Below are 1,214 nucleotides of genomic sequence, written 5' to 3' on the forward strand. Positions count from 1 at the left end.
GACCCTGACCACCGGCAAACCGGTGATCGACGCCAGCGGCCAGTTGCAACGCTTCAACGTGCAGGGCGGCAGCGTCAGCATCGACGGCGCCGGGCTGAATGCGACCAATGTCGATCAGTTCGACATCATCACCCGCAGCGCGAAAATCAACGCCCAGTTGCACGCGAAGAAACTCAACATCGTCGCCGGGCGCAACGACGTCGACGCCCAGACCCTGGCCGCCACCGCGCTGCCCGACGACGGCAGCGCCAAACCGGAGCTGGCCATCGACAGCTCGGCGCTGGGCGGCATGTACGCCGGCGCGGTCAAACTGGTGGGCACCGAAGCCGGCGTCGGCGTCAGGCTGGCCGGCGACCTGGCCGCCAGTGGTGGCGATATCCAGATCGACGCCAACGGCCAGTTGACCCTCGGCCAAAGCGCCGCCAGCGGCAACATCGCCGCCAAGGCCCGCGACATTACCGTGACCGGCCCTGCCTACGCCGGTGGCCAACTGAATCTTGAGGCCAGTGGCAAACTCGACAATGGCCAGCAACTGGTCGCCGCCCAGGCCATGACCCTGCAAGCCGATCAACTCAACAACCGTGGCAACGTACAGGCCGGCATCAACCCCGACAACACGCGCAACACCACCGGCACTGTTACCGCCAAGGCGCGCACGGTGGTCAACACCGGTACCCTTGCCGCCAGCAACGCGGTGAACGTCACCGCCACGCAAAAACTGGATAACCGCACCAGCGGACAGATCGCCAGCGGCACCGCGCTGACCCTCGACGCCAGCACGCTCGACAACCTCGGCGGCCTGCTGTCGGGGCTTGAAAGCGTCAATATCAAGGCCGCGCGCCTGGACAACAGTGCGGGTACGGTGGTCAGCAACGGCGTGCTCAATCTCAACCTCAGCGACAGCCTGACTAACCGCAATGGCGATGTGGTCAGCGGCGGCGACCTGCAATTGCAAGGCACCGCGCAGGTCAACAACCAGAGCGGTCGGCTGAGCAGCAAAGGCGTGATGACGCTGGCCAGCGCCAGCCTGGACAACAGCAACCAGGGCGTGATCGCCGCCAGCGGCAGCACGCTGAGCCTCAATGTCGCCAGCCTGAACAACAGCGCCGGCACCGTACAAAGCGCCGGCAGCCTGAACGCCACCAGCCTTGAAACCAACAACACTGGCGGCAGCCTGATTGCCCAGGCCGGCGACCTGCAACTCAACGGCGCCA

At 65.7% G+C, this 1,214-nt stretch carries 1 protein-coding gene; it reads left to right on the top strand.

Features of this window, described 5'->3' with window-relative positions; all coding sequences use genetic code 11:
* A partial coding sequence (locus tag ACYP2A_RS26020) for a two-partner secretion domain-containing protein (RefSeq protein WP_459748807.1) occupies nt 1-1,214 on the top strand: 1,214 nt, incomplete at both ends.

It is taken from the genome of Pseudomonas sp. 3A(2025) (assembly GCF_054589175.1).